This is a genomic window from Mycobacterium cookii (assembly GCF_010727945.1).
GTDB lineage: Bacteria > Actinomycetota > Actinomycetes > Mycobacteriales > Mycobacteriaceae > Mycobacterium > Mycobacterium cookii.
The window spans coordinates 1,134,145-1,159,767 of the sequence record NZ_AP022569.1 but is presented as its reverse complement, the minus strand read 5'-3'; the positions used below and the strand labels follow the sequence as shown (position 1 = coordinate 1,159,767).

Sequence of the window (25,623 nt, the reverse complement as noted above, 5' to 3'; positions counted from 1 at the left end):
CCGCGGGGGTTCCACACCTCTTGCGCCGTCAACCAGTACGCTCGAATTGTGCAGCGACGAATCATGGGCATCGAGACCGAATTCGGTGTGACCTGCACATTCCACGGTCACCGCCGTTTGTCGCCAGACGAAGTGGCCCGTTACCTGTTCCGCCGGGTGGTTTCGTGGGGCCGTAGCTCCAATGTTTTCCTGCGCAACGGTGCACGGCTCTATCTCGATGTCGGCAGCCATCCCGAGTACGCCACCGCCGAGTGCGACAGCCTGGTGCAGCTGGTCACCCACGACCGCGCGGGCGAGCGGGTCCTGGAGGACCTGCTGGTCGACGCCGAACAGCGGCTCGCCGACGAGGGCATCGGCGGCGACATCTACCTGTTCAAGAACAACACCGACTCGGCGGGCAACTCCTACGGCTGTCACGAGAATTATCTGATCGTGCGGGCGGGGGAGTTCTCCCGGATCTCCGACGTCCTGCTGCCGTTCCTCGTCACCCGCCAGCTGATCTGCGGCGCGGGCAAGGTGCTGCAAACCCCGAAGGCCGCGACGTTCTGCCTCTCGCAGCGCGCCGAGCACATCTGGGAAGGCGTCTCCAGCGCGACCACGCGATCACGCCCGATCATCAACACCCGCGACGAGCCGCACGCCGACGCGGAGAAATACCGACGCCTACACGTCATCGTCGGCGACTCCAACATGTGTGAGACCACCACCATGCTCAAGGTCGGCACCGCATCGCTGGTGCTGGAGATGATCGAAGCCGGCGTGGCATTCCGCGACTTCTCGCTGGACAACCCGATCCGGGCCATCCGCGAGGTCAGCCACGATGTCACCGGTCGGCGCCCGGTGAGGTTAGCCGGCGGTCGCCAGGCCAGCGCACTGGACATCCAGCGCGAGTACTACGCGCGCGCCGTCGAGCACCTGCAGACCCGCGAGCCCAACGCGCAGATCGAGCAGGTCGTCGACCTGTGGGGCCGCCAACTCGACGCGGTGGAAAGCCAGGACTTCGCCAAGGTCGACACCGAAATCGACTGGGTGATCAAGCGCAAGCTGTTCCAGCGCTACCAGGACCGCTACGACATGGAGCTGTCCGATCCCAAGATCGCCCAGCTGGACCTGGCGTACCACGACATCAAGCGTGGCCGCGGCGTCTTCGACCTGCTACAGCGCAAAGGCCTGGCCACGCGCATCACCACCGACGAGGAAATCGACGCCGCGGTCGATCAGCCGCCGCAGACCACCCGGGCGCGGCTGCGCGGCGAGTTCATCAGCGCCGCCCAGGCCGCCGGCCGTGACTTCACCGTCGACTGGGTGCACCTCAAACTCAATGATCAGGCCCAGCGCACTGTGCTGTGCAAGGACCCGTTCCGTTCGGTCGACGAGCGGGTCAAGAGGCTGATCGCCAGCATGTAGAACGCCGAGCCCGCCGAGGGGTCGTCCGCGTGAGCAGACAACCGTGTTCCCCGGCGTGCCGGCCATGGGTCAGTTCGTGCTGCTCGCCTGTGCCAGTTGATTTTCGATGGCCGTGGTGGCGCCCACCCGGCCCTTGTTGTTCTGCTCATAGCGCAGCAGGGCGGTAAGGGCGGCCGAGTCGGTGACCTTCTGCACCTTGGCTTCGACTTCGTCGATCGTGAGGCTGTCGTAGTTCTTGACGGGCAGTTCGGCCTCGGTGAGGCCACCGGCCGCGGCGCGGGTGCTGTGCAGGGTGGTCGCAGTGGTGCGGGCCCCTTTGCTGCTCGCAATCTGCTCGGCTTTGCCCAGTCCGGCATCGCGGCCCGCGGTGACGGATTTGAGGGTGGCGTCTGCGAGGGTGTCGACGCGCGTATGGGTGCGGGCAAGAGCCTCGGCGGCGTCGTCGATCCGTGCCGCGGCCCAGCGCGCCGGGTAGTAGGCGACCCTCGTGAGTCGACTCACCGCCATCTGCACGGGGGTGGGCCGCACCGCAGTCGGCTCCCCGGCAGCCTCGTCGGCGAGTACCGAGTTGATCCACTTGACCGTTTCTTGATGCGCCTGCTGCAAACGCTCGGCAAGCTGTCGGGTGGCGGCGTGATCGGCCGCGTCGGCGAGTTCACCGAGATAGATTGCGCGGTCGAGTAATTGGTGCTCGAGGGCCAGGTCGCTGAAAAGCGCGCCGGCAAGTGGTTGAACTTGTTCGGCGACGGTCTTGACCAAAGCGGTGGCACGGCCCAGTGCGGGTGTGATCACGTCGGGAACGCCGCCGAGGTCACGCAGTGCCGCTGCGATCAGCTTTGATCGCTCGTGTGCGTTGTCCGCGTTCGTCATGAGTTCTGCGCGCACATCGTCGTCGCGTGCCTGCGCCACCCGAGTCGTCGCGATCTGCGCTTCGGTGTTGGTCAGGTTATGCAGTATGCGAAGTTGCGCTATGAGCTTCGCGGTTGTTCCGTGGGTCATCGTATTCTCCTGACGATATCGTCATCGTGTAATGAATTAGGTTGTGCTTGAGGTCTTTTGAGGCTTATCGATTCTTGAGACCGGAGGTGGCCCGCCACCGTTGTCGGCGACGGGCCCACGCCGAGAACGGTTACTTGAACACGTCCTTGACGTTCTCGCCGGCTTTCTTCAAGCTGGACTTCGCTTGGTCTTTCTTGCCTTCGCCTTCAGTGTCCTTGTCACCAGTCACTTTTCCGACCTGCTCTTTGGCCTTGCCGGCGACATCTTCAGCGGCGTTCTTGGCCTTGTCGGCGATACCCATAAGTTCGTCCCTTCGTGTGACGGTCGACCGCAGAATGCGGACAACCTTGCCGCGAACCCTCGTTGGGCTCGTAGCGGACCCGCTTCCGGTTCATCCCGGTTGCGGGAGATCGTGGCGATTCCGACATGGTTGGTCACATATCGGCGGCCCGGATAGGAGTGAAAGAGCTTGGCGCCGAACGACTTCGGCGCAACCCAGGTGGCGATTTCCGTCGGGATCGCATCGTCGAATGCGACGAGCCGCCTCGGAATATCGTGGAGTCAGATGAGAAGTCCTGCGTGGGCCTGTGGCCCGGAGCTCGTGACTGGACCCCTGCGGACTGGCTGCTTAACAACCAACATCGACGTTACGCGCCGGCAGGCCGTTTGGCGAATGACAACCGAGCGCACCGCGAGCCGTGCCTGAGGGAATCTTGCGCGACCGCCCGCCTAAGCTGCACGGGTGGCGGTTTCCAAAGTCGAGCGATTGATGAACCTCGTCATCGCCCTGTTGTCCACCCGCGGCTACATCACCGCAGAGAAAATCCGGTCCAGCGTGGCGGGGTATGCCGACAGTGCCAGCGATGAAGCGTTCTCGCGCATGTTCGAGCGTGACAAGAACGAGTTGCGCGATCTCGGCATCCCGTTGGAAACCGGCCGGGTGTCGTCATTCGACCCGGTCGAGGGCTACCGGATCAACCGCGACGCGTACGCACTGCCCGCCGTCGAGCTCAACGGCGATGAGGCGGCCGCCGTCGCCGTCGCCACCCAGCTGTGGGAGTCACCCGAGCTGATCAACGCCACCCAGGGCGCGCTGCTCAAGCTGAGGGCGGCGGGAGTCGACGTCTACCCCGATGCGCCGGTCGCCATCGCGTCACCGGCCGGGAGCATGGGGCTGCGCGGGTCCGAAGACGTTCTGAACGCCCTGTTGTCGGCGATCAGCGCCGGCCGCGCCGTGGAGTTTCCGCACCGGCCGTCACGCACCGAGCCATACACCGTGCGCACCGTCGAACCATGGGGCGTCATCACCGAGAAGGGGCGCTGGTATCTGGTCGGGCACGACCGCGACCGCGGCGCCACCCGCACGTTCCGGTTGTCCCGCATCGGCGACGAAGTGAAGCCCATCGGCCCGACCGGCGCGGTGACCCGGCCCGACGGCGTCGATCTGCGCGACATCGTGGCCGCGGCGGTCGCCGACGCGCCGTCCGGCGTGCGGGCCCAGATCTGGGTGGCCGAAGGACGGGCCACCGCGTTGCGGCGCGCCGGCACGGCATTGGGGGCCCGCCGGCTCAACGGCCGCGACGGCGACGTCATCGAACTCGACATCGGCACCACCGGCCGCTTGGCGGGCGATGTCGCCGGTTACGGCGCCGACGCGGTGGTGCTGGAGCCGTCGTCGTTGCGCGACGAGGTGCTGGAGCGCCTGCGGGCGCACGCTGGGGAGCGGCGCAGATGACTCCTGTGTCGACGCGACTGGTGCGGCTGCTGAACATGGTGCCGTACTTCCAGGCCAATCCTCGGGTCACCCGCACCCAGGCCGCCGCCGCGCTGGGCGTTTCGGTCAAGCAACTCGGCGACGACCTCGACCAGCTGTGGCTGTGCGGTCTGCCCGGCTACGGGCCTGGTGACCTGATCGACTTCGAATTCAGCGGCGACACCATCGAGGTGACGTTCTCGGCCGGCATGGACACCCCACTGCAGCTCACCTCGCCCGAAGCCACCGGTCTGCTGGTGGCGCTGCGGGCGCTGGCCGACATCCCGGGGGTGGTCGATCCGGAGGCGGCGCGCAGCGCGATCGCCAAAATCGAAGCGGCCGCCGGGGCGGCCGGACACGACAACGACGTGGTCGCCGTCGACGAGCCGGCGCCGGTCGAGAGCAACGCCGCGGCCGAGGTTCGCGCCGCGGTCCGGGACAACCGTGCGGTGAGCATCGACTACTACGCCGCCTCGCACGACACGTTGTCCACCCGGATCGTCGACCCGATACGGATCGTGCTGGTCGGCGACCAGAGCTATCTGGAGGCCTGGTCGCGGGAGGCAGAAGGCGTGCGGCTGTTCCGGTTCGATCGCATCGTCGACGCCGCCGTGCTCGACGAGCCTTCGGCCCCACCGGAACCCGCGACCCAGGCGCCGCCGGACACCTCGCTGTTCGACGCCGACCCGTCGCTGCCGTCGGCAACGCTGGCGCTGGCGCCCGAGGCGTCATGGATGTTCGAGTACTACCCGATGCGGGTGCTGCGCGAACTGCCCGACGGCCATTGCGAGGCCGCGATCACCTACGGCTCTGAAGAATGGATGGCCCGCCAGGTGCTGGGAATGGGCTCGGCGGTGCGGGTGCTGGCGCCCGAGTCGCTCGCCAACCGGGTCCGTGAGGCTGCGACGGCAGCGCTGGAGACTTATCAGGCCGCGGCGCGGTCCGGCTCCTGAGACGTCGGCTGCGGTAGCATCGTGGAGACATCTGGAGGTACATACTCGTGAACGCTCTTACTCCGGGTCACCTGGCGATCATCGCGGTCCTGGTGATCGTCCTGTTCGGCGCCAAGCGGCTGCCCGACGCGGCTCGTTCCCTGGGCAAGTCGCTGCGGATCTTCAAGTCCGAGGTCCGTGAACTGCAAAGCGACGGCAAGCCGGAATCGTCAGCACCCCAGACCGCGCCCGCCCAGCCGGTGCATTCCGAGCGGGTCGAGCCGCCGGCGGCTGACGGACGGTCGGCTTAGCTCCCCGCCGCCGTCGCGGCGCACGAGCGCCTATTCACTGTGCGCACCAACGGTTTCTTCAGGCGGCTGGATCCGCGTCAGCGTCGCAGCCGCGTCAACCCCGATGCGACCATGTCGCTGGTCGACCATCTCACCGAGTTGCGTTCCCGTCTGCTGATCTCGCTGGCGGGCATCGCGCTGACCACGGTGTTGGGATTCGTCTGGTACTCGCATCCGCTATTCGGGATGGAAAGCCTCGGCGAGTGGCTCCGACACCCCTACTGCGCGCTGCCGCCGTCGGCGCGAGCGGATATCGCCAACGGGCAGTGCCGGTTGCTGGCCACCGCGCCGTTCGACCAGTTCATGCTGCGGCTGAAAGTTGCTCTCACGGCCGGGGCGGTGCTGGCATGCCCGTTGTGGTTCTACCAACTCTGGGCGTTCATCACCCCCGGGCTCTACAAGAAGGAGCGACGGTTCGCCGTCGCGTTCGTGATCCCGGCGGCGCTGCTGTTCGTCACCGGGGCAGTACTGGCCTACCTGGTGCTGGCCAAGGCGCTGCAGTTCCTGCTGACCGTCGGCAGCGATGTGCAGGTGACCGCGCTGTCCGGCGACCGCTATTTCGGGTTCCTGATCAACCTGCTGCTGGTGTTTGGCGCCAGCTTCGAATTCCCGTTGCTGATCGTGATGCTCAACTTCGTCGGCGTGCTGAGCTACCAACGGCTGCGGTCCTGGCGGCGCGGCCTGATCTTCGGAATGTTCGTCTTCGCAGCTATTTTCACGCCCGGATCCGACCCGTTCTCGATGACGGCGCTGGGGTTGGCGCTGACGTTGCTGCTCGAACTGGCCATCCAGATCGCCCGCCTACACGACAGACGCAAAGCCAAGCGCGAGGCGCTGACCGCCATCGCCGACGACGAAGCCTCGGTCATCGACCCGCCGTCGGCTGTCGGCGTGCCGTCGAGCATCGCCGGACCCCATGACGACATCACCTAAAGCCGCGACGATGCAGAGCGACGGGATGGCGAGCAGCGGCGCTGGTGATCAGTTGGACCGGTTCGCCGCGGAACTGGCCTTCGAGCTCGACGGCTTTCAGCGGCGCGCCTGCGCGGCACTCGAAAGCGGGCACGGCGTCCTGGTGTGCGCGCCGACCGGGGCGGGCAAGACCGTCGTCGGCGAATTCGCCGTGCACCTGGCGCTGGCGTCCGGCGGCAAATGCTTCTACACCACACCGCTGAAGGCGCTGAGCAACCAGAAGCACAACGATTTCGTCGCGCGCTATGGCAAAGAGCAGATCGGGCTGCTCACCGGCGATCAGTCGGTCAATGGCCACGCCCCCGTCGTGGTGATGACCACCGAAGTGCTGCGCAACATGCTCTACGCGGATTCGCCTACGCTGCAAGGTCTTTCGTATGTCGTGATGGATGAGGTGCACTTCCTCGCCGACCGGATGCGCGGCGCGGTGTGGGAAGAGGTCATCCTCCATCTGCCCGACGACGTGCGGTTGGTCAGCCTGTCGGCGACGGTGAGCAACGCCGAGGAGTTCGGCGGCTGGATCCAGACCGTACGCGGCGACACGACGGTGGTCGTCGACGAGCACCGACCCGTCCCGCTGTGGCAGCACATGCTGGTCGGCAAACGTATTTTCGACCTGTTCGACTATGCCGCGCACGGACCCGGTGAACGCAAACACGCCGTCGTCGACCCTAATCTGTTGCGCCACATCGCCAATCGCCGCGAGGCCGACCGGCTCAGCGACTGGCAGCCGCGCCGTAAAGGCCCGGGCCGCCCCGGCCGGACGGGGTTCTACCGACCACCGTCGCGGCCTGACGTGGTCCGGATGCTCGACGCCGACGGCCTGCTGCCGGCGATCACTTTCGTGTTCTCCCGGGTGGGCTGTGAGGCCGCGGTCGCCCAGTGTCTGCGCTCGCCGCTGCGGCTGACCACCGACGAAGACCGGGCCAAGATCGCCGAGGTGATCGATCACCGCTGCGGCGATCTCGAGGATTCCGATCTGGCCGTGCTCGGCTACTACGAATGGCGCGAAGCGCTGCTGCGCGGTATCGCCGCCCACCACGCGGGCATGTTGCCGGTGTTCCGGCACACCGTCGAGGAGTTGTTCACCGGCGGGCTGATCAGGGCGGTGTTCGCCACCGAGACGCTGGCGCTGGGTATCAACATGCCGGCACGCACGGTGGTGCTGGAACGGCTGGTGAAGTTCAATGGCGAGCAGCATCTGCCGCTGACACCGGGGGAGTACACCCAGCTCACCGGGCGGGCCGGCCGGCGCGGCATCGACATCGAGGGTCACGCGGTGGTGCTGTGGAATCCCGGCGAGGAGATCAGCGAGCCGGCCGAAGTCGCCGGGCTGGCCTCCACCCGCACCTTCCCGCTGCGCAGCTCGTTCGCCCCGTCGTACAACATGACGATCAACCTGGTGAATCGCGTCGGTCCGGAGCAGGCGCACCGGCTGCTGGAACAGTCCTTCGCGCAGTATCAGGCCGACCGGTCGGTCGTGAGCCTGGTCCGCGGCGTGGAGCGCGGACAGCAGATGCTCGACGAGGTCGCGGCCGAACTCGGCGGGCACGACGCGCCCGTTCTCGAGTACGCCCGGCTGCGCGAGCAGATCAGCCAGCGGGAGCGGGCCCAGGCGCGGGCATCGCGCCTGCAGCGCCGCGAGGCGGTCAACGACGCGCTGACCGCGCTGCGCCGCGGCGACATCATCACGATCACCCACGGCCGACGGGGCGGCCTGGCCGTCGTGCTGGAAGCCGCCCGCGACAGCGCCGACCCACGACCACTGGTCCTGACCGAAAACCGTTGGGCCGGAAGGATTTCATCGGCGGATTACTCCGGCGCGACGCCGCCGGTGGGGTCGATGACGTTGCCCAAGCGGATCGAGCACCGCCAGCCCCGGGTGCGCCGCGATCTGGCGTCGGCGCTGCGATCGGCGGCCGCGGGATTGTCGGTCCCGGGCGACCGCCGGGGCAAGCGCGGCGAGGGCCCCGACGTCGACCCCGAACTGGTGGCGCTGCGGGAGAAGATGCGCCGTCATCCGGTGCACCGCGAATCCGATCGCGAAGCCCGGGTGCGGACCGCCGAACGCTATCTACGCATCGAACGCGACAACGCCGCTCTGCAGAAAAAGGTCGCCGCCGCCACCAACTCACTGGCCCGCACCTTCGACCGCATCGTGGGGCTGCTCACTGAACGCGGCTTCATCGAGCAGACCGACGGCGATCCCACGGTGACCGACGACGGCCGGTTGCTGGCCCGGATCTACAGCGAGAGCGACCTTCTGGTTGCCGAATGTCTGCGCACCGACGCCTGGACGGGTCTGCGGGAAGCCGAACTGGCCGCGGTGCTGTCCGCGGTGCTCTACGAGACGCGCGGCGGAGACGGTCCCGGGGCGCCACGCAACGAGCAGATACCCACCCCCAAACTGCGTCAGGCGCTGCACACGACGCGACGGCTGTCGGCGGCCTTGCGCGCCGACGAGCACCGGCATCGCATCACGCTGAGCCGCGAGCCCGACGACGGATTCGTCGCGGCCATCTACCGCTGGGCCAGCAGCGGCGACCTGGTCACCGCGTTAGCCGCCGCAGACGCCGAGGGCTCCGGTTCGCCGCTGTCGCCGGGAGATTTCGTGCGCTGGTGCCGACAGGTGCTTGACCTGCTTGACCAGGTCCGCAATGCTGCCCCGCAGCCGGAATTACGGGCCACCGCCAAGCGCGCGATCGACGCAATTCGGCGCGGCGTCGTCGCAGTTGACGCCGGGTAGGCTGAGCCGAAGCTACGGTGGCAAGCGAGCACTGCGAGCAGGACTGAGAGGACTGACACACGATGAGCGGACCGCAGGGAACCGACCCCACGCAGCCGTGGCAGCCGCCCCAGGGTGAAAGTCAGCAATCCGGCGAGGAGCAGGCCCAGCACGTCTCACCCTGGCAGCAGCAACCGTCCGGCGAGCAGGGCTGGCAGCCCTCAGCCGAACAGCAGACGTGGCAGGCGCCCGCGTACACGCCCACCGAATACGGGCAGTACCAGCAGCCGCCCGCGCAGTACTACCCGCCGTCCCAGCCGTTCCCGCCGGGCTACCCGCAGCCGGAGCAGTACGGCGGTCAAACCCCGCAGTACGGCCAGTACGGCCAGCCGGGCCAATACGCGCAACCCGGTCAGTACGGCCAACCCGGTCAGTACGGCCAACCTGGCCAGTACGGCCAGCCGGGTCAATACGGTCAACCCGGCCAGTACGGCCAGTACCCCGGCCCGTACGGCCAGCCGCCGGCCGGCCCGAACAAGTCACGGACGGTGGTCGGCACCATCGCCGGAATCTTCGCCGCCATCGTCGTCGCCGTCGTGCTGGTGCTGGGCTTCTGGGCACCCGGATTCTTCGTGACCACGAAGCTGGACGTGGGCAAAGCCGAGGCCGGTGTCCAACAGATCCTGAGCGACAACACCAACGGCTACGGGGCCAAGAACGTCAAAGACGTCAAGTGCAACAACGGTCAGAACCCGACCGTCAAGAAAGGCCAGAGCTTCGACTGCGACGTCAGCGTCGACGGCACCAAGCGTTCGGTGACCGTGACGTTCCAGGACAACAAAGGCACCTACGAGGTCGGCCGACCCAAGTAGGTCAGAGCGCGTCCAGCGCTTTCTGCAGCCGTGCGATCGGTGACCCGACACCCAGTTCGGCGGCGAGTTCTGCGGTGCGCCGCGGGTCGGCCGCCACCAACGGCAACGCGTCGGTGTCGGTCGAGAACGTGACGGGCGCATCGGTGGCGACCCGGACCACCGGGCCTGCCGCCTCGATGTAGTCGGCGGCCCCGCGCAGCTTGGCCCGAACCCCTTTCGCCAGAGACGATTTGGGGTCGTCGACGGCGTCCAGGATCGCGGCCAGCGAGCCGTGCTGGGCCAGCAGCGTCGCGGCGGTCTTCTCCCCGATACCGGGCACCCCGGGCAGCCCGTCGGAAGGATCGCCGCGCAGCAACGCCAACTCGGCGTAGCCGGCGCCGGCCCGGTGGGCGGGCACGCCGTACTTGTCGGAGACCTCGACCGGACCCAGCAACGTGGCGTTGCTCAGGCCGCGGCCGAGGTAGAGCACCCGCACCGGAACCGGGTCGTCCCGGACGACCTGCAGCAGGTCGCGGTCGCCGCTGACGACGATCACCGGGTCGCGGCGTTCCTGATCGGCCAGCGTGCCGATCACGTCGTCGGCTTCGAATCCCTCGGCACCGCCGCTGCAGAAGCCGAATGCGTCGAGGATCTCCGCGATCATCTCGACCTGCGGCGACAGATCATCGGGTACTTCCTCGACGTCGGCCTGCCCGGCCGGGTTTTCCTCCTCGACCCGATGCGCCTTGTACGACGGGATGGCCTCGACCCGGAACTTCGGCCGCCAATCCAGATCCAGGCAGACCACCAACCGGCCGGGCCGGTGTTTGGTGATCAGCGTGGCCACCGAGTCCAGGAAGCCGCGGACCGCGTTGACCGGACGGCCGTCGGGTGCGGTGATCGACGACGGGACGCCGAAATAGGAGCGAAACCACATGCTGGCGCCGTCGAGCAGCAGCAGCGGCGCGGGCATGCCCGCCATCCTGCCAGTAGCCTGAAAGCCATGTCTTCTCAGCGCTTCGATGCCGGGGTGTACGGCCGTCGGATAGCGGCGGCGCGGTCGGCCACCGCGCAGGCGGGCCTGGCCGGTCTGGTCATCACGCCCGGGTACGACCTGCGCTATCTGCTCGGCTCACGGGCCCAGACCTTCGAGCGGCTGACGGCTCTGGTGCTGCCGGTTTCCGGCGAGCCGACTGTGGTGGTACCGCGGCTTGAGTTGGCGGCGCTGCGACAGTCCGCGGTCACCGATCTTGGCCTGGCGGTGCGGGATTGGGTCGACGGCGATAACCCCTACCAGCTGGTCGCGGCGGCGATGGGTGGCGCTCCGGCGGCGACCGCGGTCACCGATTCGATGCCGGCACTGCATCTGCTGCCGTTGGCCGACGTGCTCGGCGTGGTGCCGGTGCTGGCCACCGACGTGCTGCGCGAACTGCGGATGGTCAAGGACGCCGCCGAAGTCGACGTGCTGCGCAAGGCAGGCGCGGCCATCGACCGGGTGCACGCGCGGGTGCCGGAGTTTCTGGTGCCCGGTCGGACCGAGGCCGATGTTGCCGCCGACATCGCCGAAGCCATTGTCGCCGAAGGGCATTCGGAGGTGGCGTTCGTCATCGTCGGCTCCGGGCCGCACGGCGCGGACCCGCATCACGAGTTCTCCGATCGCGAAATCCAGATCGGCGACATCGTCGTCGTCGACATCGGCGGAGCCTACGCGCCCGGCTACAACTCCGACTCGACGCGCACGTACAGCATCGGCGATCCGAGTCCCGAAGTGGCGCAACAGTATTCGGTACTGCAGCGGGCGCAACGCGCTGCGGTCGAAGCGGTGCGTCCCGGTGTCACCGCCGAACAGGTCGACGCTGCGGCCCGCGAGGTGCTGGCCGACGCAGGGCTTGCCGAATATTTCGTGCACCGCACCGGCCACGGCATCGGATTGTCGGTGCACGAAGAGCCCTACATCGTGGCCGGCAACGACCTGCCGCTGCTGGCGGGCATGGCGTTCTCAGTCGAGCCCGGGATTTACTTCCCCGGGCAGTGGGGGGCCCGCATCGAGGACATCGTCGTGGTGTCCGACGACGGCGCCCAGCCGGTCAACAACGGGCCGCACGAACTGATCGTGGTCGCGGTTTAAGTATTAAGCTCAGGCGATGACCGATCACGACCGCGCCGCCGCCCGCCGAGAAATCACCAACGCCTTCATGAATGCGCTGGAACGACGACACGAAGTGCTAGACCTGATCGTGGAAGCCGACGACCGGCCGTCGGCGGTCGACGGCATCGTCGAGCTGCTCGGCACCTCGCGGCTTGGCGCCGAAGCGGTGATCGGCATGTCGTTCGACCAGCTGACCAAGGACTCGCGCAAGATCATCGCCGCCGAGCTCGAGGACCTGAACAACATCTTGAGTTTCACGTTCAAGGACCGGCCGGCCAGCTCGGGCGACTCGATGGCCCTGCGCGCGTTCTCTGGCAAGTCCGACCACGACATCTTCGCCGCGCGCACCGAGGACATCGGCGCCAAGGGCGACGGATCGGGTGCTCCCGCCGCCGACCTCGAGGACGAAATCCGTTCGGCGCAGGAACGATTCGACGCCGAAGAAGCCGCCTGGTTCGTCGCGGTCGACGGTGACGAGAAGGTCGGGATGGTGTTCGGTGAGCTCGACGGCCACGAGGTGCACGTTCGGATCTGGATCCACCCCGACTACCGGCATCGCGGCTACGGCACTGCCGCGCTGGCCAAGTCGCGACCCGAGCTGGCGGCATATTTCCCCGCGGTACCGCTGGTGATCCGGGCGCCGGGCGCCACGCTCGTCTAGCGGTCAGTCACACGCCGGCCGGTTAACTTTCGCGCTCGGCTGCCAGGAATGCAGCGAGCGCAGCAGACCACTTCGTTTGTGAAGGTGTCCCGCCATGCGCCGCAAAATGTCGTCGAGCGCTATCACCGCATCTTCGATGAACGGGCCCTTGTTGAGCATGACGCACTCGGCGCGCTCGCTCATCGCGGCGTCACTGATTTCTGCACGGGACGGTTTGCCGGTCTTGGCCAGTTGCTCGAGAACTTGGGTCGCCCAAATCGTCGGGAGGTGTGCGGACTCACACAGCCACAGGATCTCTTCCTGCAATTCGGCCAACCGGTCATAGCCGCACTCCACGGCGAGATCCCCGCGGGCGATCATGACCCCTGCGCGGGGGTGCCGCATCACGGTGAGCAGCAGCTGAGGCAGGTGTTCGAAGCCCTCGCCGGTTTCGATTTTCAACACGACGCCGAGGTGTGAGGCATCGAGCCGTTCCATCTCCTCCAGGAGCTGCTCGACATCGGAGGGCTCGCGTACGAACGAAAGCTCAACTAGGTCCGCCAGTTCTGCCACCACCCGTAGGTCGGCAATGTCTTTCTTGGTGAGCGCCGGAATCGGAAGGCGGGTGTCGGGGACGTTGATTCCCCGGTCGGCATGCAACCGAGATCCGTTGTCGGCTGCGTGGTCAATGTGGATGGTCAGTACGTCGGGACTGGCCCTGGTGATGTGTCCACCTATAAGCCCGTCGTCGAACAGGACTATCTCGCCCACCTGAGCATGGTCGAAGATTTCTGGCAACGTGCATCCGATCCGAGCCTGGTGGCCATTCCGACTGCCGCTATCTACCGGTGCCGCCGAACAGTCTCTGGTTAACGCGAGCAGATCGCCGCGGTGCAGTCGCAAGCTCTGCTGCACCGTGGGAAGCAGGCCGACCGCGGCAGGATCGTCGGCTCCTGCGACATGAAACACCGTCCCGGTAGCCACATAAGCCGCTTTGGGCACCTCCGCCAACAACCCACCGGCGGAGACGGCGTCCCCCTCGTCGAGAAGGATCAGGCGGCGGGCAGAGCCACGGGTGTCGTGGAACCGGAGTTCTTCTCCGCCTCTGCGGCGGTGCAGCCAATTTTCCGGTACCGGAATCACCACCATGCGTCCTGGCGGCGGCACCGGATTTTCCGCCGGCGTCAGCCAGGCGTGTGCCGGAGCTGAGACGCGGCCCAAAAGGTCTTTGGTAGGCCGGAGCTTGACGACGCGCGGGCCCGGCTCGAGTGGACCGGTGCGCAGCTTCGGACCGGCCAAGTCCATGGCTATCAGGCAGGTTCGGCCGTGCGCAGCAGCGGCTTGGCGCACATTGCGGGCCATGTTTCGCCAGGCCGCGGCATCATCGTGAGCGCAGTTGATGCGGGCTACATTCATCCCGCGTTGCACCAGGGTGGCAACCAGCTTGGCGTCCGTAGCCGCCTCGCTCGGCAGGGTGACCATGATCCTCGTCGAACGACCCGGAGGCGGCGGCCCCAACAATTCCTGGGTGCGCATGCTGAGCAGCCGGCAGCCTTCGTCGATGCCCACGGTCGTCAATTGCGGGCGCTGCCAGCGCGTGCCGAGCATCGCACCGATGGCTGCCTGCACGAGCAGCAGGGCTGCGGCGACATGCGCCTCGGCCCGGCCCAGCGACGACAGTCCGAAGCCTGCCAGTCGTTCTTGCAAGTCACGCAGGTCGCACTGGCGGATGGCCCAGTAACGCACCAGGTTGAGCGCGCTGCTGCGATTCGCCGGAGCGACCGCAGCGAGCCAAGGGGACCAAAGCGATTCAGCCTCAGCGAGTTTCGCCAGCAGTTGCTCCACATCTTTTTGCAAGCGGATCAATTCTGACTCGGCGTCCGGGTCCGCTCGTGGCGGCCCGGTCAGATCGGTGTCAGACAGTCCGGGTTGAGCGGCCACGGTTTCTCCTCATGTCATCGATGCCTTGGCGTCGAGGCTATGAGGGCGGGAGCCGTCACGGGAGGGTCACAAGTCCTTTTCCGGACGTCCGGTGCATGGGTGAGATCGGTTGTCCGGCAACAGAGACGGCTGGTCAGTCGGCTTTGCGGGCCAGCAGGTCCGAGGACCCCAGCACCCGCTCGACCTGCACCTCGATGACCACGCGGCGCGGATTTGCCCGCGGCGTGCGGTAGCGCTGCGCGTAACGCAGTTCCGCGTCACGCACGGCATCGATCTCACCGTTCACGCTGGCGCTGCCCTCCAGCGACAGCCAGCGCGCCCCATCGACTTGACTGAGCACGGCGACGCCGCCCCGATCGGCGTTGACCGCCTTCTGCGAGCCGCCGGTGGTGATCACCCGCGCGATGTGGGTCTTGGGGTCGAAGGTGAAACCCACCGCGACCACGTGCGGCGAATTGTCGGCGCGCAGCGTGGTCAGCATCGCGAGGTGACGTTCGGTGAGAAACGCCAACGCGTCGTTGGTCAGTCGGGCAGAGGAGTTCGCCATCACCGCTCACGTTAGCGCAGGTCATAATCGCAGCCGTGAATGACACGGGCGCACCCACGGTGCTGATTCTGGGTGGCCGCAGCGAAATCGGGGTCGAGCTTGCGGTGCGGCTCGCTCCCGGTGCGTCCGTGGTGCTGGCCGCGCGGGGTGCGGATCGCCTCGGCGAGCAGGCTGCGGCGGTCCGGGCGGCCGGCGCGACGGCGGTGTTCACCCGCGAGTTCGACGCCGATGATTTGGAGTCCCACGGGCCGCTGATCGCCTCGATCATCGCCGAGAACGGCGCGATCGACACCGCGGTGCTTGCTTTCGGAGTGCTCGGCGACCAGGGCCGGGCCGAGGTCGATGCGGCGCACGCGGTGGCCGTCGTCCACACCGACTATGTCGCTCAGGTCAGCATGCTGACCCATCTGGCCGCGGCGATGCGGCAGGCCGGTCGGGGAGCGCTGGTGGTGTTCTCGTCGGTGGCCGGCGTGCGGGTGCGCCGGGCCAATTACGTCTACGGCTCCGCGAAAGCCGGCCTGGACGGCTTCGCCAGCGGGCTGGCCGACGCGCTGCACGGGACCGGCGTGCGGCTGTTGATCGTGCGGCCCGGTTTCGTCATCGGGCGGATGACGGACGGCATGTCGCCGGCCCCGCTGTCCAGCACGCCGGCTCAGGTCGCCGCCGCGACCGCGCGTGCCCTGGCCAAGAACCGCCGCAGCGTGTGGATCCCGTGGACGCTGCGGCCGGTGTTTTTCGGCATGCGACTGCTGCCGCAGTTCGTCTGGCGCAGGATGCCGCGGTGAGCGCAGGCCCTGCCGCGCTATCGTCCGTCGATAAGTCGAGGCCATCAGCGTAATCTTCAGGCCAGCGAAAGGGCCGGGTGATTGCGATGACGCACAAGCGGTCGGTGAGGGTCGCGATAATCGGCGCCGGAATGTCGGGCATCTGCATGGCAGTCAAGCTGCAAGACGCCGGCATCGACTCCTTCACGATTTTCGAGAAGGCCGACGACGTCGGCGGCACCTGGCGCGACAACACCTATCCCGGCCTCACCTGCGATATCCCGTCGCGCTACTACTCGTACTCCTTCCGGCCCAACCCAAATTGGACGCATCTGCTGCCGCCGGGCCCAGAGATCCGGGCGTATTTTCAACAGGTGGCGCACGAACGCGGGATTCGTCCTCACATCCGGTTCGGCGCTGATGTCAGCCGAGCCGAATACCACGACGGTACGTGGCGCCTCACCACCGCAGCGGGGGAAGAGACCTTCGACGTGCTCATCACCGCCACCGGGGTGCTGCGGGTACCGCGGTATCCGGACATCACCGGCCGGGAGACGTTTGCCGGTGCGGCGTTTCACTCGTCACGGTGGGATCACTCGGTCACGTTGCCGGACAAACGGATTGGTGTGATCGGGTCCGGCTCGACCGGCGTCCAGATCGTCGCGGAACTGGGCGGCAATGTGCGGCAATTGAAGCTCTTTCAGCGCACCGCGCAATGGATCTGTCCGATGCCCAATTTGCGTTACTCGTTGCTGACCCGGACGGCGCTCCGTCGCTGGCCCAAGCTGAATGGGCTGCCGTACCGCTTCTGGGGCTGGTACGTGCGGTATTTCTTTGGTAAGGCGCCGATCCGTCCGGGCTTGCAGCGTGCCGTCGTCACATTCCTGAGCCGATGGAACCTGCGGCTGTCGGTACGTGACAAGCAGTTACGGGCCAAGCTCACCCCGAAAGACCTGCCGATGTGCAAAAGGCTGATTTTCGCGGGCCATTTCTACCGGTCGGTCCAGCAGCCGGGCGTCGAGGTGATCACCGACGCGATCGACCACATCGAGCCCCGCGGCGTCGTCACCGCAGACGGCACGCTGCACGAACTGGACGTACTGGTTTACGCCACCGGCTTCGACGCTCGCGCCTATGTGCGCCCGCTGGAAGTGATAGGGGAGACCGGACTCACCTTGGACGAAGCGTGGGCCGACGGACCCGTGGCGTACCGGTCGGTCGCGGTGCCGGGCTTCCCCAACCTGTTCATGCTGATGGGCCCGCACTCGCCGATCGGCAACCAATCGCTGATCCCGGTCGCCGAGGACCAGGCCGACTATGCGACGTGGTGGATCAACCAGCTTCGCGACGGTGTCGTCCACGCTGCGGCGCCAACTGAAGCGGCCACTAAGGAATACAACGAGAGCATGAAAGCGGCGATGCCGCAGACGATCTGGGTTACCGGCTGCAGCAGCTGGTATCTAGGCAAGGATGGGCTGCCCGAGCTCTTCCCGTGGACACCGGAGACCCACCACGAGTTGCTACGTCAACCGGAGCTCGCACATTTTGACGTGCGCACCGCCTGAGAATACCTGCCGTGCAGGCGATCACGACGTTCCGGTGCGCCGGGCGTAGTTCTTGCGCTGGTCGACCTCGACGTCGCTGGTGAAAACACGGTCCGTGCCCAGTGCGCGCCCCATCGCCTCACGCATACGCTGCGGCATCAAACGCTGCCCCGCTACGACCCTGCCGATCGAAGGTGGAACCGGCACGCGCGGTTTCGGTTTGGCGATCACGGCGGCGACGGCCCGGGCGACATCGTTCGGCTCGGCATTCCGCAATCCCTTCGCGTGCCCGACGCCGTCGATCATCTCGGTATTGGTCAGCGTCGGCATGATCGCCGAGAAGTGCACACCGCTGCCACGGTTTTCCATCCGAACGGTGTCGGTGTATCCGAGCACGGCATGCTTTGTGGCGCAATAGGTTGCGATACCTTCCGTCGGTACTACGCTGGCCAGAGACGCGATGTTGATGACGTGACCGTGACCGCGCGGCAGCATGCGTTGTGACGCGAGCTTGGTTCCCAGGATCACGCCGTAGATGTTGACGTCGAGCAGTCGACGGGTGATCGCGTCGGCCTCATCGACCGCACTGCCGACTGCGATGACCCCGGCGTTGTTGATCAGCACGTCGAGCGGCCCCAGCCTTTCCTCGACAGCGTCGAGGAAATCGGTGAAGGATCGTCGATCCGTCACGTCGAGTCGGCGGCCGACCTGCAGGCCCAACTGACTGCTCGACTCCTTGACGGCCACCCGGTCGATGTCACCGATCGCGACCTTGGCGCCCAACCCCTGCAGAACCGTTGCCGTTGCCAGACCGATCCCACGCGCGCCACCGGTGATGGCGACCACCTTGTCTGCGACAGCGGAAGGTTTCATCGCTTGAGGCTCCTTCTTGTTCGGGGTGAAGCCTAGGGCCTGAAGGCCTCTAGACTGACGGGGTGGCCCCGACCTTTGCAGACGTCGCCAAGGCGCAGTATGTCCTACTCACGACCTTCACCAAGGATGGTCGGCCCAAGCCCACCCCGATCTGGGCAGCCAACGACGGCGACCGACTGCTGATGATCACCCAGGCAAAGTCGTGGAAGGTCAAGCGGATTCGCAACACGCCCCGCGTCACCCTGGCGATCTGTGACATGCAAGGACATCCGAAAAGCGAGGCCATCGAAGCGACCGCGACCATCCTGGACTCATCGCAGACCGGTCATGTCTACAACGCCATCGGTCGTGAATACGGCATCGTCGGCAAAGTTTTCAACGTGTTCAGCAAGCTGCGCGGCGGCATGAAGAACAACGTCGGCCTGGAAGTGCGCGCCGCTGCCTAGGTGGGCAATCGGACTACGCGCGGCCGCGTAGGTGCTCACCGAAAAACGAGAACACCCGCGCCCAGGCATCGTCGGTGGCGGCCTGGTTGTAGCCGAAACCGGCGATGCGCAGCAGTGGCTGGGCCGGCAGCTTGTTCGCGAAGCTGTGCCCGACCTCCGGATACACCTTGATGTCGTTGGTAATGCCTTTGCCGTCGAGCACCCGCTGCAGCTTCTCGGGCGCTCCTCTGCCGGTCAGGTCCCGGGCGCCGAAGCTGGCGACGATTGGGCAGGCCCCGTCCAGCGTCTCGCTGAGCTGACGGGGCAGCGGCACGCCGTAGAACGGCGCTGAGGCGTCAAAACCCTTGGGCGACATGACCAATGCGAACTGGCCGCCCATGCAGAAGCCCGCGATGCCGACGCGCCCGGTGCATTGCGGCAATCCTTTGAGGTGATCGCGGGCAGCCAGCACGTCGTCGAGGGCGCGTCCGCGTTTGGTCAACAGATCGCGCATGACCTTCGTGATACAGCGCGCCCGACCGCCCCGTGCGTACAAGTTCGGGGTCAGCGCGACGTAACCGCCCGCGGCCACCTGGCGGTTGATCGACTCTTTGTCTGGTCCGTAACCGAAAGCGTCGTGAATCACCACGACGCCCGGCCATGGTTCCGGCCCGTCGGGGGTGTCGAGCAGGGCGTCGATCGGGCCGGCGGGGGTGTCGATCTCGATTGTCGTCACGTCAGCCATCTAACCGCGCCACCGCGGTCCGCGGAACTCCGGCGGCGGTCCGCGACGTTGCCATCTCATGGTGTCGCGGCTGTTTCTGGTCTACGTCGTGGTCGAGTTGCTCGTGGTGGTCGGCCTGGCGTCGACGATCGGGCTCGGCTGGACTCTGCTCGCTGTGCTCATCGCGTTCGCCGCGGGGCTGACGTTGGCGGGCTCGCAGCTGCGGCTGCAGCTTGGTCGGCTGCGTTCCGGGTTCGGCGCTGACCCGTCACGGCTGGCCACCGACAGCGCGCTGGTCGGGCTGGGATCGCTGCTGGTCGTGATGCCCGGTCTGGTGACCACCGCCGCGGGCCTGCTGTTGCTGTTGCCGCCGGGCCGCGCCGCTGCCCGTCCGCTGCTGACGGCCCTGGCCGGCCGCCGCTTCCAGCTCATCACCATCGCTGCCGACGGCCGTGCCCGTCGACCCGACGCCGACTACATCGACGGCGAGGTCATCGATGTCACCGAGGTCGAACCGCCGGCGTTACCTGTGCGACCCGAATAGCTCCCGCGTGTCCGCTTCCCGCACAACCCTGTTGATCAACGGCCGGGTGCACAGCCCTACCCATCCCGACGCCACCGCCATGGCGGTCCGCGACGGTGTGGTGGCGTGGCTCGGCAGCGACGACGACGGCCGAAACCAGTTGGCCGAGGCCGATGTCGTCGATCTCGACGGCGGTTTCGTCGCGCCCGGTTTCGTCGACAGCCACATCCACCTCACCGCGACGGGCCTGACGCTCGTCGGTCTCGACCTGCGACCCGCGACCTCCCGCCGGCACTGCCTGCAGCTGCTCGCCGACTATGCGGCAGCCCATCCCGGCCAGCCGATCTGGGGCCACGGCTGGGACGACTCGTCGTGGCCGGAACCCATACCGCCGACCACGGCGGACCTGGACGCGGTGCTCGGTGATCGGCCGGCTTACCTGGCCCGGGTCGACGTGCACTCGGCGCTGGCCTCGAGCGGGTTGCGCCGTCGCGTCGCCGGGCTGCCGGCGGCGGCCGGATACGACACCCCGCTGGTCGGCGACGCCCATCATCGGGTCCGCGCTGCCGCGCGCGACCTGCTGACCGACGGCCAGCGCGCGGAGGCCCGGCTGGCCGCGCTGGACGCGCTGGCCGCCAACGGCATCGTCGCCGTGCATGAGTGCGCCGGCCCCGACATCGGCGGGCCGGACGACTGGCGGGAACTGCGCGGCGCCGGCTCGCGGCCACACGGCGTGGAGGTGACCGGGTATTGGGGTGAGGCGGTCACCAGCCCGTCGCAGGCGCGCGCGCTGCTCGGCGACACCGGGGCGGCCGGGCTGGCCGGTGACCTGTTCGTCGACGGCGCCCTGGGGTCGCGCACGGCCTGGCTGCATGAGCCCTACCACGACGCCCCGGAGCGCACCGGGGCCTGCTACCTGGAGCCCGACGCCGTCACCGCGCACCTGCGCGCCTGCACCGAAGCCGGCGTGACGGCGGGTTTCCACGTGATCGGCGATGCCGCGGTCTCGACTGTCGTCGACTCGCTGGAATGCGTGGTCGAGCACCTGGGTGTGGCCGCGGTAGCGCGCTGCGGGCACCGCCTGGAACACCTGGAGATGGTGACCGCCGAGCAGGCGGCCAAGCTCGGCGCCTGGGGTGTGATGGCCAGCATGCAACCCAATTTCGACGCGCTCTGGGGCGGCGACGACGGCATGTACGCCCAGCGTCTGGGTATCGACCGAGCCGGGCGTCTCAACCCGTTTGCGCTGCTAGCATCCCAAGGCGTGGCTCTCGCGTTCGGATCCGACGCACCGGTGACCGGACTCCACCCGTGGGCGACGATCCGCGCCGCTGTCCACCACCACACCCCGCACAGCTCGATCTCGCCGCGAGCGGCGTTCACTGCTGCGACTCGCGGCGGCTGGCGGGCCGGCGGTGCCGGCGACGAGCTGATCGGCAGCCTGGTCCCGGGCGCACCGGCGTCCTACGCCGTCTGGGACGTGGGCGCCCTCGCCGAACCCGACCAGTTGCCGCGGCTCGACCCAGGCGACCCGTTGCCACGCTGCCGGCAGACCGTGCACAGGGGCGTCGTCCTTCATGGCTAGAGGCATCGGCCGGTTCGACCCCCGGAAACGGCCCGCGGAGAACACCGACATCATTCCCGCGATCACCGACGATCCGGTCACCGGCGAGATCCCGTTTAACGCCGTCACGGACGCCGTCGCCGGCGAGATCCCGCTACCGGACGTCGAGCCGGACGACCACGACGACGACGTGGCCGACTCTGAAGTCGAGCCGGCAGACGCCGATGCCGGCGAGCCGGCCGGGGACCGCCGTGACCGGCTGGCGGAGTTGCGCGGCCACACCGCCCGCGCGGTGACGGTGTCGTGGCAGCGCCTGGTTCACCTGTCCGTGTTGGTGGCGATTTGGTTTGCCGGTCAATTGCGGATCCGGGTGCCGCAGCTGGGCCGGTGGCTGCGGCCACGGTTGACCCGGCTGGTCGCCGCGATCGCCGCCGGTCTGCTGCTGTGCTCCAGTTATCCGCGATTCAACTGGTGGTGGGCCGCCGTCATCGCTTTCGCCGTGCTGGCCTGGGTGCTGACCCGCCCGGCCACCACGCCGGCAGGCGGATTCGGTTACGGCTTGCTGTTCGGCCTGGCGTTCTATCTGCCGCTCATCAGCTGGATCAGCATCCTTGTCGGCGCCGTCCCGTTGGCGGCGCTGGTGCTGCTCTGCGCCGTGTTCCCGGGAATCTTCGGCCTCGCCGCCGTCGTGGTCCGGCGGTTGCCCGGATGGCCGATCTGGTTCGCGGTGCTGTGGGCGGCCCAGGAGTGGCTCAAGTCCACCATTCCGTTCGGGGGATTCCCGTGGGGCGTGGTGGCCGCCGGCCAGACGGAGGGCCCGTTTCTGCCGCTGGTCCGGCTGGGCAGCGTCCCGCTGCTATCGCTGGCGATCGTGCTGACCGGCTGCAGCGTCGCCGCGCTGGTGATGGAGGCGCTCTCGTGGTGGCGGACGTCGCGTCACCGGCTGGCCGACACCCCGCCCGCGGTGATGCTGCCCGCGCTCTGCATCTGCCTGGTCCTCTTCCTCGCCGCGGCGGTCTGGCCGCAGGTCCGCCGCTCCGGCACCGGATCCGGGAACGAACCCACCGTCACCGCCGCGGTCGTCCAGGGCAACGTGCCCCGGCTCGGTCTGGAGTTCAACGCCCAACGGTTGGCGGTGCTCGGCAACGACGTCCGGGAGACCCGCCAGCTTGCCGACGACGTGCGCGCCGGCCGGGCGCCCCAACCCGACTTCGTCATCTGGCCCGAGGACGCATCCGAGATCGATCCGCTGCTCAATCCCGATGCGGCGCAAGAGATCTCGGTCGCGGTCGAGGCGATCAAAGCGCCCATCCTGGTCGGCACCGTGCTCGACGTGCCCGGCCGTTCGCGGGAGGATCCCGCTCAGACCAACACGGTGATCGTGTGGAATCCGAAGTCCGGCGCGGGCGATCGCCACGACAAGCGGATCGTGCAGCCGTTCGGCGAGTATCTGCCCTGGCGGGGCTTCTTCAAACAGCTCTCCGGGCTCGCCGACTGGGCCGGCTACATCATCCCGGTCAAAGGAACCGGGGTGGTGCACGCCGCGGGCACCCCGATCGGCGTCGCGACCTGCTGGGAAGTGATCTTCGATCGCGAGCTGCGCGACTCCGTCCGCAACGGCGCCCAGCTGCTCGCAGTGCCGGCCAACAACGCCAACTTCAACCAGACGATGAGCGAGCAACAACTGGCGTTCTCCAAACTTCGCGCCGTCGAGCTGGACCGCTACGCCGTGGTGGCCAGCAACGTCGGTATCTCCGCGCTGGTCACGCCCGACGGTCGTGAGCAGGTGCGGACCAACTTCTTCACACCGGCTTACCTGGACAACCAGGTCCGGCTGAAGACCACACTGACCCCGGCCGCCCGCTGGGGCCCGATCCTGCAGGGCCTGCTGCTCGTGGCCGCTGTGGCGATCCTGTTCGCGGCGATACTGCACAATGGATGGTTCAACGATCTCCACCGACGGCTGTCGGAGCTGGCCAACAGAGGCGGCCCCGCACCGGAGAGATCCGATGACGACCCGCCCGGCGACGACGTAGTGGCCGACGGCGACGACGGCCAACACTCCGCTCCGCACGGGGCAGAAAAAGGAGACCTATGACCACCGGCGATGCGGTGCCCCGGCTCGCGGGCGATCGCCCCACCCTGCGCACCCTGGTGATCATCCCGACTTTCAACGAGCGGGAGAACCTGCCGCTGATCCTGCAGCGACTTCAGCGCGCGTGCCCGGCCGTGCACGTCCTCGTCGTCGACGACAACAGCCCTGACGGCACCGGCCAGCTGGCCGACGACTTCGCCGCGGCAGATCCCGACCGGATCCACGTCATGCACCGCACGGTCAAGGATGGTCTGGGTGCGGCGTACCTCGCCGGCTTCGCCTGGGGGTTGAGCCGGGGTTATACGACGGTCGTCGAGATGGACGCCGACGGTAGCCACGCTCCTGAGCAGCTGCACCTGCTGCTCGAGGCGGTCGACGCCGGCGCCGACCTGGCCATCGGCTCGCGCTACGTCGAAGGCGGAAACGTACAGAACTGGCCGTGGCGGCGCTGGGCGCTGTCCTGGACGGCCAACACCTATGCGCGGCTGGCGTTGGGCATCGGCATCCACGACATCACCGCCGGCTACCGCGCCTACCGTCGCGAGGTCCTGCAGAAGATCGACCTCGATCACGTCGACTCCAAGGGCTACTGCTTCCAGATCGACCTGACCTGGCGCACCATCACCAACGGGTTCGTCGTCACCGAGGTGCCGATCACGTTCACCGAACGCGAACTCGGCGTGTCCAAGATGAGCGGTTCCAACATCCGCGAAGCGTTGGTCAAGGTCGCGCAGTGGGGAATCGACGGACGACTGCACCGCAACCGCCCGGCACCGGTCGCCCGGTAGGGATCAGCTGCCGCGGCGGCGGGTCTTGATCAGCTCGAGCCGCTCCTTGAGCAGCTCATCGAGCTCTTCGACCGAGCGGCGCTCCAGCAGCATGTCCCAGTGCGTCCGAGGCGGCTTGACCTTCTTTGGCTCGGGCAGGTCACCCTCGATCAGGGTGCCTTCCATGCCGTTGCGGCACAGCCAGGTGCCGGGGATCTCGGCGTCGTCGGCGAACGGGACGTCGAATTCCTCGCCGTTCTCGGTGCGGTAACGCGCGATTTGACGCGGCGCCAAGTCGTGGTTGCGGTCGGTCTCGTAACTTACGGCTCCAAGGCGACTGCCTCGCAGGACACGATCAGCCATTGGTACCCACTCCTCTTAAAGTCTTCTTATTCAGCTTGCCCACTGACCAACGTCAGGGCGATCAGCAGAGTTCCCCGGATTTGTCCGGGGCCCATGCGACCCGACGGTCAATGATACCGGGGTTTGGCGCAGACCCCGACTAAAGTCGGCCCCGTGACTCGACGCGTCCGCCCGCAGCCGTGCCGCTGGTGTGGCCGTGACGTCGCCGACAGCGGCATGGGACGCCGCCGCCAGTACTGCCGGCAGTCGTGCCGGCAGCGCGCCTACGAGCAGCGGGCCTCGATCAACGGGGTCAAGGGCGTCGCGGTGCCCGCCGACGCGGTGGTGTTGTCGGCTGATGAGGCCGCCGACCTGTCCGATCGCGTCTATCAAGTGCGATGTGCAGCAGAAGACGTCGCCATCGCACTCGAGGAAGGGGCCGGCCCGCCGGAATTGCGCGAACTCTGCGCGGCCCTGATGCGCGCCGCGCAGGCCGCCGACGGGTGGCGCCGACCGGCCTGAGACGCGCTTCGCCTCGGCTGGCTCTTGACCGGTAGAGTCTCGCCATGGATCGCTGGACAACGCCAGATTTGGCTGTGGTGCCAGGCCATGAATCGGGCGGGCAAGTCGGCGCACGGCGCTACTTCTCCGCGATGGAAATCAGGAGTAGCGAGCGTATTGGGAACGTGGGCGAAGTTGGCGGCGTCGGTCAACGATGTTCTCGAGTCGGCGAGCA

At 67.5% G+C, this 25,623-nt stretch carries 25 protein-coding genes; 17 read left to right on the top strand and 8 right to left on the bottom strand.

Annotated features, from left to right (window positions below; genetic code table 11):
- Positions 1 to 48 precede the first annotated feature (48 nt).
- Positions 49 to 1,407: a Pup--protein ligase gene (gene pafA / locus G6N27_RS05595; RefSeq protein ID WP_179963352.1), complete on the top strand. Its 1,359-nt coding sequence runs from the start codon at positions 49 to 51 to the stop codon at positions 1,405 to 1,407.
- 69 nt (positions 1,408 to 1,476) lie between these two features.
- Here the strand turns inward: pafA and G6N27_RS05590 are convergent, their stop codons facing one another.
- Together G6N27_RS05590 and G6N27_RS05585 are read right to left on the bottom strand one after the other, a co-directional pair.
- Positions 1,477 to 2,406, bottom strand: a complete 930-nt coding sequence (locus tag G6N27_RS05590) for a ferritin-like domain-containing protein (protein ID WP_163775451.1) — start codon at positions 2,404 to 2,406, stop codon at positions 1,477 to 1,479.
- Between the two features lie 130 nt (positions 2,407 to 2,536).
- Positions 2,537 to 2,707, bottom strand: a complete 171-nt coding sequence (locus tag G6N27_RS05585; protein ID WP_163775450.1) for a CsbD family protein — start codon at positions 2,705 to 2,707, stop codon at positions 2,537 to 2,539.
- Between the two features lie 441 nt (positions 2,708 to 3,148).
- Between G6N27_RS05585 and G6N27_RS05580 the strand changes: the two genes are divergently transcribed.
- The 6 genes from G6N27_RS05580 to G6N27_RS05555 all read left to right on the top strand — a co-directional run bounded on the left by G6N27_RS05580 (position 3,149) and on the right by G6N27_RS05555 (position 10,010).
- The gene (locus G6N27_RS05580) at positions 3,149 to 4,141 is read left to right on the top strand and encodes a helix-turn-helix transcriptional regulator (protein ID WP_163775449.1); all 993 of its coding nucleotides are present in this window, start codon (positions 3,149 to 3,151) and stop codon (positions 4,139 to 4,141) included.
- On the top strand, positions 4,138 to 5,112 hold the full coding sequence (locus G6N27_RS05575) for a helix-turn-helix transcriptional regulator (RefSeq protein WP_163775448.1): 975 nt from the start codon (positions 4,138 to 4,140) through the stop codon (positions 5,110 to 5,112). The genes G6N27_RS05580 and G6N27_RS05575 overlap by 4 nt, the downstream gene beginning before the upstream one ends.
- A gap of 47 nt (positions 5,113 to 5,159) precedes the next feature.
- Complete coding sequence (tatA, locus tag G6N27_RS05570) at positions 5,160 to 5,402, top strand: Sec-independent protein translocase subunit TatA (RefSeq protein WP_163775447.1); 243 nt, start codon at positions 5,160 to 5,162, stop codon at positions 5,400 to 5,402.
- A gap of 111 nt (positions 5,403 to 5,513) precedes the next feature.
- Complete coding sequence (gene tatC, locus G6N27_RS05565; RefSeq protein ID WP_163781387.1) at positions 5,514 to 6,374, top strand: twin-arginine translocase subunit TatC; 861 nt, start codon at positions 5,514 to 5,516, stop codon at positions 6,372 to 6,374.
- A gap of 25 nt (positions 6,375 to 6,399) precedes the next feature.
- Positions 6,400 to 9,159 carry a DEAD/DEAH box helicase gene (locus tag G6N27_RS05560; protein ID WP_163781384.1) on the top strand — a complete coding sequence of 920 codons (2,760 nt, stop codon included), beginning with the start codon at positions 6,400 to 6,402 and terminating at the stop codon, positions 9,157 to 9,159.
- 62 nt (positions 9,160 to 9,221) lie between these two features.
- A complete protein-coding gene (locus G6N27_RS05555; RefSeq protein ID WP_163775446.1) occupies positions 9,222 to 10,010 on the top strand; it encodes a DUF4333 domain-containing protein in 789 nt (262 codons plus the stop codon).
- Position 10,011: 1 nt separating this feature from the next.
- On the opposite strand, the gene G6N27_RS05550 is transcribed toward G6N27_RS05555, so the two are convergent.
- Positions 10,012 to 10,962: a 5'-3' exonuclease gene (locus G6N27_RS05550; protein WP_163775445.1), complete on the bottom strand. Its 951-nt coding sequence runs from the start codon at positions 10,960 to 10,962 to the stop codon at positions 10,012 to 10,014.
- Positions 10,963 to 10,992: 30 nt separating this feature from the next.
- Here G6N27_RS05550 and G6N27_RS05545 point away from each other — a divergent pair, with 30 nt between their 5' ends.
- Together G6N27_RS05545 and G6N27_RS05540 are read left to right on the top strand one after the other, a co-directional pair.
- Positions 10,993 to 12,117, top strand: a complete 1,125-nt coding sequence (locus G6N27_RS05545; protein WP_163775444.1) for a M24 family metallopeptidase — start codon at positions 10,993 to 10,995, stop codon at positions 12,115 to 12,117.
- A 16-nt stretch (positions 12,118 to 12,133) separates the two neighbouring features.
- Entirely contained in the window at positions 12,134 to 12,799 is a 666-nt protein-coding gene (locus tag G6N27_RS05540) for a GNAT family N-acetyltransferase (protein WP_163775443.1), read from the top strand.
- A 3-nt stretch (positions 12,800 to 12,802) separates the two neighbouring features.
- On the opposite strand, the gene G6N27_RS05535 is transcribed toward G6N27_RS05540, so the two are convergent.
- Both G6N27_RS05535 and G6N27_RS05530 read right to left on the bottom strand, forming a co-directional pair.
- Positions 12,803 to 14,719 carry a pyruvate kinase gene (locus tag G6N27_RS05535; RefSeq protein WP_308207563.1) on the bottom strand — a complete coding sequence of 639 codons (1,917 nt, stop codon included), beginning with the start codon at positions 14,717 to 14,719 and terminating at the stop codon, positions 12,803 to 12,805.
- A 133-nt stretch (positions 14,720 to 14,852) separates the two neighbouring features.
- The gene (locus G6N27_RS05530; RefSeq protein ID WP_163775442.1) at positions 14,853 to 15,266 is read right to left on the bottom strand and encodes a F420-dependent biliverdin reductase; all 414 of its coding nucleotides are present in this window, start codon (positions 15,264 to 15,266) and stop codon (positions 14,853 to 14,855) included.
- A 35-nt stretch (positions 15,267 to 15,301) separates the two neighbouring features.
- Between G6N27_RS05530 and G6N27_RS05525 the strand changes: the two genes are divergently transcribed.
- Entirely contained in the window at positions 15,302 to 16,051 is a 750-nt protein-coding gene (locus G6N27_RS05525) for an SDR family NAD(P)-dependent oxidoreductase (protein WP_163775441.1), read from the top strand.
- Between the two features lie 86 nt (positions 16,052 to 16,137).
- Positions 16,138 to 17,595: a flavin-containing monooxygenase gene (locus tag G6N27_RS05520; protein ID WP_163775440.1), complete on the top strand. Its 1,458-nt coding sequence runs from the start codon at positions 16,138 to 16,140 to the stop codon at positions 17,593 to 17,595.
- 21 nt (positions 17,596 to 17,616) lie between these two features.
- On the opposite strand, the gene G6N27_RS05515 is transcribed toward G6N27_RS05520, so the two are convergent.
- Positions 17,617 to 18,447, bottom strand: a complete 831-nt coding sequence (locus G6N27_RS05515) for an SDR family oxidoreductase (RefSeq protein WP_163775439.1) — start codon at positions 18,445 to 18,447, stop codon at positions 17,617 to 17,619.
- A gap of 62 nt (positions 18,448 to 18,509) precedes the next feature.
- Here G6N27_RS05515 and G6N27_RS05510 point away from each other — a divergent pair, with 62 nt between their 5' ends.
- Positions 18,510 to 18,893, top strand: coding sequence for a PPOX class F420-dependent oxidoreductase (locus tag G6N27_RS05510; protein ID WP_163775438.1), 384 nt, complete (start codon positions 18,510 to 18,512; stop codon positions 18,891 to 18,893).
- Positions 18,894 to 18,906: 13 nt separating this feature from the next.
- On the opposite strand, the gene G6N27_RS05505 is transcribed toward G6N27_RS05510, so the two are convergent.
- Positions 18,907 to 19,608: a dienelactone hydrolase family protein gene (locus G6N27_RS05505; protein ID WP_163775437.1), complete on the bottom strand. Its 702-nt coding sequence runs from the start codon at positions 19,606 to 19,608 to the stop codon at positions 18,907 to 18,909.
- Positions 19,609 to 19,675: 67 nt separating this feature from the next.
- Between G6N27_RS05505 and G6N27_RS05500 the strand changes: the two genes are divergently transcribed.
- From G6N27_RS05500 to G6N27_RS25205, 4 genes are all read left to right on the top strand, one after another.
- Entirely contained in the window at positions 19,676 to 20,140 is a 465-nt protein-coding gene (locus G6N27_RS05500; protein ID WP_163775436.1) for an FxsA family protein, read from the top strand.
- A 79-nt stretch (positions 20,141 to 20,219) separates the two neighbouring features.
- Positions 20,220 to 21,704 carry an amidohydrolase gene (locus G6N27_RS05495; RefSeq protein ID WP_232064988.1) on the top strand — a complete coding sequence of 495 codons (1,485 nt, stop codon included), beginning with the start codon at positions 20,220 to 20,222 and terminating at the stop codon, positions 21,702 to 21,704.
- Positions 21,697 to 23,781: an apolipoprotein N-acyltransferase gene (gene lnt, locus G6N27_RS05490; RefSeq protein WP_163775434.1), complete on the top strand. Its 2,085-nt coding sequence runs from the start codon at positions 21,697 to 21,699 to the stop codon at positions 23,779 to 23,781. The genes G6N27_RS05495 and lnt overlap by 8 nt, the downstream gene beginning before the upstream one ends.
- The gene (locus tag G6N27_RS25205; protein WP_163775433.1) at positions 23,778 to 24,566 is read left to right on the top strand and encodes a polyprenol monophosphomannose synthase; all 789 of its coding nucleotides are present in this window, start codon (positions 23,778 to 23,780) and stop codon (positions 24,564 to 24,566) included. The genes lnt and G6N27_RS25205 overlap by 4 nt, the downstream gene beginning before the upstream one ends.
- A 3-nt stretch (positions 24,567 to 24,569) precedes the next feature.
- On the opposite strand, the gene rbpA is transcribed toward G6N27_RS25205, so the two are convergent.
- Positions 24,570 to 24,908, bottom strand: coding sequence for an RNA polymerase-binding protein RbpA (gene rbpA, locus G6N27_RS05480; protein WP_163775432.1), 339 nt, complete (start codon positions 24,906 to 24,908; stop codon positions 24,570 to 24,572).
- Between the two features lie 153 nt (positions 24,909 to 25,061).
- Between rbpA and G6N27_RS05475 the strand changes: the two genes are divergently transcribed.
- Positions 25,062 to 25,409 (top strand): hypothetical protein, encoded by a 348-nt coding sequence (locus G6N27_RS05475; protein ID WP_163775431.1) that lies wholly within the window; start codon positions 25,062 to 25,064, stop codon positions 25,407 to 25,409.
- The last annotated feature ends 214 nt before the right edge of the window (positions 25,410 to 25,623 follow it).